The organism is Mycobacterium sp. shizuoka-1, from assembly GCF_002723835.1.
Lineage (GTDB): Bacteria > Actinomycetota > Actinomycetes > Mycobacteriales > Mycobacteriaceae > Mycobacterium.
Map to the genome: position 1 here is coordinate 31304 of NZ_BEWG01000034.1, position 6864 is coordinate 38167.

Consider the following 6864-nt stretch of genomic DNA (forward strand, 5'->3'; position numbering starts at 1 on the left):
GTGGTGGTGATCTCGTCCTGCACCGGCGGTGGTTTGACGGTCGTGGTGGTCGCCGGAATGGCCAGGTTGTCGGTGTCGGTGCTGGTCACCAGCAGCGATACCGACACCACCAGGGCGATGGCGGCCACGATCGCGGTGACCCCGACGACCCACGGCCATTTCGGCGGTCGCGCCTCGTCGATGTACTCAGTACCCGCGTCGTAGCTGTCGTAGTCATAGAGCCCGGGTTCGGGTGCGACGAAGGGACCCGCGGTGTACTGCTCGGACTCCGGCGCGGAATAGGCCTGAAAACCTGTGCCGGTCGGTGTCTCGACCTGATCGCCCGACTCCTCATCCGGCGGATTCGGCCCGCTCATGCTCGCCTGTCCTCTTTCGACTACATCACCGCGGCACGCGGGCCAAGGACTGGCACGCAGCGTGCCGACGGCTCCCGTTGCCCTGGCAAAACCCTACCCAACCGGGCGGGCTGGGAAGGACCCAGCACACCGTTGGCGCCAAGTGATGTCTCGATTGTGACCTACGCGCGGGCGCTCAGTGCTTCTCGGGGCCGATGTAGTACTCGAACACCAGACCCGACACCGCGGCCAGCACGAACACCACACCGGCCGCGATCAACCAGGGCAGCCACAGTGCGGCGCCGACGGCGGCGGTCGAGAAGGCCAGCGCGATCAGGATCGGCCACCAGCTGTGCGGAGCGTAGAAGCCCAACTCCCCTGCGCCGTCGCTGATCTCGGCGTCTTCGTAGTCCTCGGGGCGGGTATCCAGGCGCCGGGCCACGAACCGGAAGAAGGTGCCGACGATCAGCGACAGACCAGCGGTGAGCACCAGCGCGGTGGTCCCGGCCCACTCGATCCCGCCGTACTGGAACACGGCAGTCAGTGCGCCGTAGACGACAGCGGCGAGGATGAAAAAGGCGGTCAGGATCTCGAACAGCCTGGCTTCGATATGCATCTGCGGGGTCCCCTACTTGCTCGCCTGCGGGATCACTTGCTCGCCTCGACGGGTGTCGAACGGGTGGGTGGTGATGGCCACCGGTGACTGGTTGATCGCCTGCAGCGCCTCGGCGTTGGTCTTGCCGGCGATGCGCTCCTGCAGATACGCCTTGAAGTCGTTGGGCGAAACCACCCGCACCTCGAAGTTCATCATCGAGTGGTAGGTGCCGCACATTTCGGCACAGCGGCCGACGAATGCGCCACTGGTCTGGCCGTCCGGCAGCTGGATCTCCGAGACCTGGAACTTGTTCTCGGTGTGGTTGGCTTCCGGGTTCGGGAAGACGTCGCGCTTGAACAGGAACTCCGGCACCCAGAACGAGTGGATGACGTCGGCGGAGGCGACCTGGAACTCGATGCGTTTGCCCGCGGGCACCACCAGCACCGGGATCTCGTTGCTGGTGCCCAGCGTCTCGACCTTGTCGAAGTTGAGGTAGGTGCGGTCCTCGGAATTCAGGCCGCGCACCGGGCCGACCCGCTCCTCACCGTGGGCGTCGACGCCCTCGGGCTTGGAGACCATGGCGGCCTTGCGGGCCGGATCCGCGCCGTCGTAGGTGAAGGTGCCATCCTTGAAGTCGACCTTCTGGTAGCCGAACTTCCAGTTCCACTGGAACGCCGTGACGTCGACGACAACCTCGGGATTGGGATCGCGGTGCATCATCTTCTCCTGCACCACGACGGTGAAGTAGAAGAGCACGGAGATGATCAGGAACGGGATCACCGTGAGGACCAGCTCCAGCGGCATGTTGTAGCCGAACTGGCGGGGCAGCTCCTCGTCAGCCGGGGCGCCCTTCTTCTTGCGGTGGAAGGCCATCGTCCAGAAGGTCAGCCCCCACACGATGACGCCGACGACCAGCGCGGCGATCACCGACCACACCCAAAGGTCGCGGTTGGTCTGCGCCTCGGGCGTGATGCCCTTGGGCCAGCCCAGCCCGAACACTTCCTGCCAGCTGCACCCGCTGAGGGTCAGCGCCAGCGCACCGAAGGTGACGGCTAGCGCCAGCACCCGGAACCGGGAACCGCGGGTCTTCACGTGAGCGCCTCCTGTTTCACCGACTGCTCGGCCCACACCGCATTTTTCTCGTCGCGGGAACTTTCCGCGAATCGAATACTACGCAGCGTAGACCACACCCGAACAGCCAGCCCGACACACCTCGAAATCGGTGTCCGAGTCGGCGATGCCGACGCCTGCGGGCGCCGTCGGTTACGGCATACTGGGCCCGGTGTGCGGACTGCTTGCCCTGGTGACAGACGCTGACAGCACCGTCACCCCCGAGGTCGTCGACGCGGTGGCCGGCGCGTCGCATCTGATGCGCCATCGCGGCCCCGACGAGCCCGGAACCTGGTCGGACGGCCACGCGGTGCTGGGGTTCAACCGGCTGTCGATCATCGACATCGCCCATTCCCACCAGCCGCTGCGCTGGGGCCCGCCCGACGAACCCGACCGCTACGTGCTGGTCTTCAACGGCGAGATCTACAACTACCTCGAGTTGCGCGAAGCGCTGCACGCCGAGTTCGGCGCGGTCTTCGCCACCGACGGCGACGGCGAGGCGATCGTGGCCGCCTATCACCACTGGGGCACCGAGGCGCTGACCCGGCTGCGCGGCATGTTCGCGTTCGCGTTGTGGGACACCCGCAACCAGGAGTTGTTCTGCGCCCGCGACCCCTTCGGCATCAAGCCGCTGTTCATGGCCACCGGGCCGGGCGGCACCGCCGTCGGCAGTGAGAAGAAATGCCTGCTCGCCCTGGCCGGCGAGGTCGGCTTCGACGACGCGCTGGACATCCGGGCGATCCAGCACTACACGGTGCTGCAGTACGTGCCCGAGCCCGAGACGCTGCACCGCGGCATCCGGCGGCTCGAGTCGGGCTGCTCCGCGGTGATCCGCCCCGGGCAGCCGCCCCGGGTCAGCCGCTACTTCTCCCCCCGGTTCGCCGCCGCGCCACTGCGCGCGGGCACCGAGCAGGCCCGCTACGACGAGATCACCGCGGTCCTGGAGGACTCGGTCGCCAAGCACATGCGCGCCGACGTGACCGTCGGGGCGTTTCTGTCCGGCGGAATCGATTCGACGGCGATCGCCGCCCTGGCGATCCGGCACAACCCACGGCTGATCACCTTCACCACCGGTTTCGAGCGCGAGGGTTTCTCCGAGGTCGACGTGGCCGTGGCGTCGGCCGAGGCGATCGGCGCCCGGCACGTGACCAAGGTGGTCAGCCAGGCCGAGTTCGTTGCCGCGCTGCCCGAGATCGTCTGGTATCTGGACGAGCCGGTGGCCGACCCGGCGCTGGTGCCGCTGTTCTTCATCGCCCGCGAGGCCCGCAAGCACGTCAAGGTGGTGTTGAGCGGCGAGGGCGCCGACGAGCTGTTCGGCGGGTACACGATCTACCGGGAACCGTTGTCGCTCAAGGGCTTCGACTATCTCCCCCGGCCGGTACGCAAGTCACTGGGCCGCGCGTCACGGCCGCTGCCCGACGGCATGCGCGGCAAGAGCCTGCTGCACCGCGGCTCGCTGACGCTCGAGGAGCGCTATTACGGCAACGCCCGCAGCTTCTCCGACGAGCAGCTGCGCGCCGTGCTGCCTTGTTTCAACCCGGCGTGGACCCACACCGACGTCACCGCCCCGATCTACGCCGAGTCGGCCGGCTGGGATCCGGTCGCCCGGATGCAGCACGTCGACCTGTTCACCTGGTTGCGCGGCGACATCCTGGTCAAGGCCGACAAGATGACGATGGCCAACTCACTGGAACTGCGGGTGCCGTTCTTGGATCCCGAGGTGTTCGCGGTGGCCTCCCGGCTGCCGTTCGACCAGAAGATCACCCGCACCACCACCAAATACGCGCTGCGGCGCGCCCTGGAGCCGATCGTGCCCGCACACGTGCTCAACCGCGCCAAGCTCGGCTTCCCGGTCCCGATCCGGCACTGGCTGCGGGCCGGCGAGCTGATGGACTGGGCCTACGGGATGATCGACGCCTCGCAGGCCGGACACCTGGTCGACGTCGCGGCCGTGCGCGCCATGCTCGACGCCCACCGCGCCGGCGAGGGCGACCACAGCAGGCGGTTGTGGACCGTGCTGATCTTCATGCTGTGGCACGCCATCTTCGTCGAGCAGTCAGTGGTACCCGTGATCCGCGAGCCCCACTACCCCGTGCAGCTCTAGCCGCGGCGGGCTGGAGCGAAGCGACCCGGGGATCTAGCTCAGCGCCGCCCGAATCTCGTCGGCGGCCTCCGGGCCGTAGGCGTCCTTGAGCCGCGCGATCGCGGCGTCGCGGTCCCAGGTCCATTCCTGCGGGCCGGGCGCTTCCAGCACCAGGGTGGCCACCATCGAGGCCAGCTGCGCGGCGCGCTCCAGGCTCAGGCCGGCCCCGCGACCGGTGAGGAAGCCGGCCCGGAAGGCGTCGCCGATACCGGTCGGATCGTCCTTCTGGGTCTCGGGGACCACGTCGACGTGGATGAACGTGCCGTCGCGGCCGACGATGTCGACCCCGTTGGGGCCCAGCGTGGTGATCCGCAGCTGGATCTGGGTCATCACCTCGGCCTCCGACCAGCCGGACTTCTGCAGCAGCAGATCCCACTCGTAGTCGTTGGTGAACAGGTAGGTGGCGCCGTCGATGAGGCGGCGGATCTCGTCTCCGGAGAGCCGGGCCAGCTGCTGGCTGGGGTCGGCGGCGAACGCCAGGCCCAGCTTGCGGCACTCCTCGGTGTGCAGGAACATCGCCTCCGGGTCGTTGGCGCCGATGATCACCAGTTCCGGTGTGCCACTGCGCTCGACGAGGTCGGCGAGCTTGATGTCGCGGGCCTCCGACATCGCGCCCGGGTAGAAGGACGCGATCTGGGCCATGTCCTCGTCGGTGGTGCAGACGAACCGGGCGGTGTAGGCGGTCTTGGACACCAGCACCCCGGAGGTGTCCACTCCGTGCGATTCCAGCCACTGCCGGTAGGGGTCGAAGTCCGAGCCGACCGCACCGACCAGCAGCGGGTTGCCACCGAGCAGGCCCATCGCGTACGACATGTTGCCCGCCACCCCGCCGCGGTGCACCACCAGATCGTCGACGAGGAAGCTCAGCGACACCTTCTGCAGATGCTCGGCCAGCAGCTGCTCGGAGAACCGCCCGGGAAACCGCATCAGGTGGTCGGTGGCAATGGATCCGGTCACCGCGATCGCCACGTTGTGTCCGCCCTTCATTCGCTTGTGGGACTAGCACGTGTGCGTGCGCTAGCCTGCGTACAAGAGCCGACTATATGGGCCGGCGTCGGCACTGCCGCGGCGGGTGCTGGAAGTCACGGCGCACGAATGATCCCAGGGAGATTTATCGATGGCTGGCCCGATTCCGCCGCACCAGCAGGTCGGGCCCGGGGGCCAGCCCATTGCCGGGCCTCCGTACCCCGAGCCCTACCCCGACGAGCCGTTCGGCCCGCCGGGTGTTCCGCCGCCCGGTCCCTACCCCGGCGTGTATCCGGGGGCGTTGCCGCCCCCGGTCGGCTACCCACCGAAGCCGCGCAAACGTCTGGCGCTGTGGCTGGGCCTGGCGGCAGTGGTGCTGGTGGGTGCCATTGTGGCGGGTGTCCTGATCATCCGGACCGGCCAGGGCGGCAGCACGACGACGGCGGGCGGCTTCAGCGACGCGGCGGCCAAATCGGCGATCTCGAACTATCTGAATGCGCTCGCCAAGGGCGACACCGAGACCATCGCACGCAACAACCTGTGCGGGATGTACGACGGCGTCAAGGACCGCAAATCCGATCTGGCCCTGGCCCGGCTGGCCAGCGACGCGTTTCGCAGGCAGTTCTCCGGGGCCGAGGTGACCTCGATCGACTCGATCGTGCCCTGGTCCAACTATCAGGCTCAGGTGCTGTTCACCATGAAGGTGGCGAGCAGCGGCTCGCGCGGCAACCGCGGCGAAGAACAGGGCGTCGCACAGCTGCTGCGGCAGGGCAACCAGCTGCTGGTCTGCTCCTACCTACTGCGAACGGCCGCCCAGTACTGACTGGACGGCCGTTGACAGCGGCAGAGCGGGTGGTTCAGTTGAACGAATCGCCGCAGGCACACGAGCCGGTGGCGTTGGGATTGTCGATCGTGAAGCCCTGCTTCTCGATGGTGTCGACGAAGTCGATCGTGGCGCCCTGCACGTAGGGCGCGCTCATCCGGTCGACGGTCAGGTTCACGCCACCGAACACGGCGACCAGGTCACCGTCGAGCGCGCGGTCGTCGAAGAACAAGTTGTAACGCAGGCCGGCGCAGCCACCGGGCTGGACGGCGATGCGCAGCGCCAGGTCGTCGCGACCCTCCTGGTCCAACAGCGACTTGGCCTTGGCGGCCGCGGCGTCGGTCAGGGTCACGCCGTGGGTTTCGGTCGTGGTCGACTGATCGGAAACAGTCATTGCGTCTCCCTTAAAAGCAGATGTCTGAGCGGGATTGACCCACCTCGTCAACGGTACCTTGTCCTGGCCATATTCCCGACTTGATGCGGCGGTCCCAGCTTCCCCTGGCCTCCACCGGCGCAAGCGCCACCTCCGGCCAGCCTCGCTGAACCGCCGAGTCAGAGACCAGCCGCGGTTTGCCGGGCCAGACCGGTCAGCTGGTTGGCAGCGTCGTCGATGGCCAGCTGCACCGACCCCGCGTAATCGGCGATCGCGTGGGCGGCGGTGATCCCGGCTTCCTGCAGCACCGCGGGCGTCAGGCTCACCTGCCCGGCGAGCACCAGCACCGGGATGTCGCGCTCGCGGGCGCCGCCGGCCAGCGCGCTGACCACCTTGCCGTGCAGAGACTGGTCGTCGAACCGGCCCTCGCCGGTGACGATCAGGTCGGCGTCGGCGATGTCGCGCGCCAGCCCGGTGTGCCCGGCGATGACGGCGGCCCCGGACTCGCGCCGTGCACCC

7 protein-coding genes and 1 pseudogene are annotated in these 6864 nt (G+C 68.0%); 2 read left to right on the plus strand and 6 right to left on the minus strand.

Translation table 11 applies throughout. The features are described 5' to 3' along the window. The 3 genes and pseudogenes from MSZK_RS32630 to MSZK_RS12145 form a co-directional block, all read right to left on the minus strand. Positions 1 to 356 (minus strand): annotated as a pseudogene (locus MSZK_RS32630) (hypothetical protein); the annotation flags it as partial. Positions 357 to 531: 175 nt separating this feature from the next. After that, complete coding sequence (locus tag MSZK_RS12140) at positions 532 to 951, minus strand: cytochrome c oxidase subunit 4 (RefSeq protein ID WP_099248070.1); 420 nt, start codon at positions 949 to 951, stop codon at positions 532 to 534. Positions 952 to 963: 12 nt separating this feature from the next. Continuing rightward, complete coding sequence (locus MSZK_RS12145) at positions 964 to 2058, minus strand: cytochrome c oxidase subunit II (RefSeq protein WP_371411329.1); 1095 nt, start codon at positions 2056 to 2058, stop codon at positions 964 to 966. Between the two features lie 154 nt (positions 2059 to 2212). Here MSZK_RS12145 and asnB point away from each other — a divergent pair, with 154 nt between their 5' ends. After that, positions 2213 to 4144: an asparagine synthase (glutamine-hydrolyzing) gene (asnB, locus tag MSZK_RS12150; protein ID WP_099248188.1), complete on the plus strand. Its 1932-nt coding sequence runs from the start codon at positions 2213 to 2215 to the stop codon at positions 4142 to 4144. A 33-nt stretch (positions 4145 to 4177) separates the two neighbouring features. On the opposite strand, the gene MSZK_RS12155 is transcribed toward asnB, so the two are convergent. Then, complete coding sequence (locus tag MSZK_RS12155; protein ID WP_099248074.1) at positions 4178 to 5152, minus strand: carbohydrate kinase family protein; 975 nt, start codon at positions 5150 to 5152, stop codon at positions 4178 to 4180. 148 nt (positions 5153 to 5300) lie between these two features. Between MSZK_RS12155 and MSZK_RS12160 the strand changes: the two genes are divergently transcribed. Then, a complete protein-coding gene (locus MSZK_RS12160) occupies positions 5301 to 5972 on the plus strand; it encodes a hypothetical protein (RefSeq protein WP_099248076.1) in 672 nt (223 codons plus the stop codon). A gap of 34 nt (positions 5973 to 6006) precedes the next feature. On the opposite strand, the gene MSZK_RS12165 is transcribed toward MSZK_RS12160, so the two are convergent. Beyond that, entirely contained in the window at positions 6007 to 6366 is a 360-nt protein-coding gene (locus MSZK_RS12165; protein ID WP_099248078.1) for an iron-sulfur cluster assembly accessory protein, read from the minus strand. Positions 6367 to 6524: 158 nt separating this feature from the next. After that, a partial coding sequence (locus MSZK_RS32930) for a glycerate kinase (protein WP_233211253.1) occupies positions 6525 to 6864 on the minus strand: 340 nt, incomplete at its 5' end.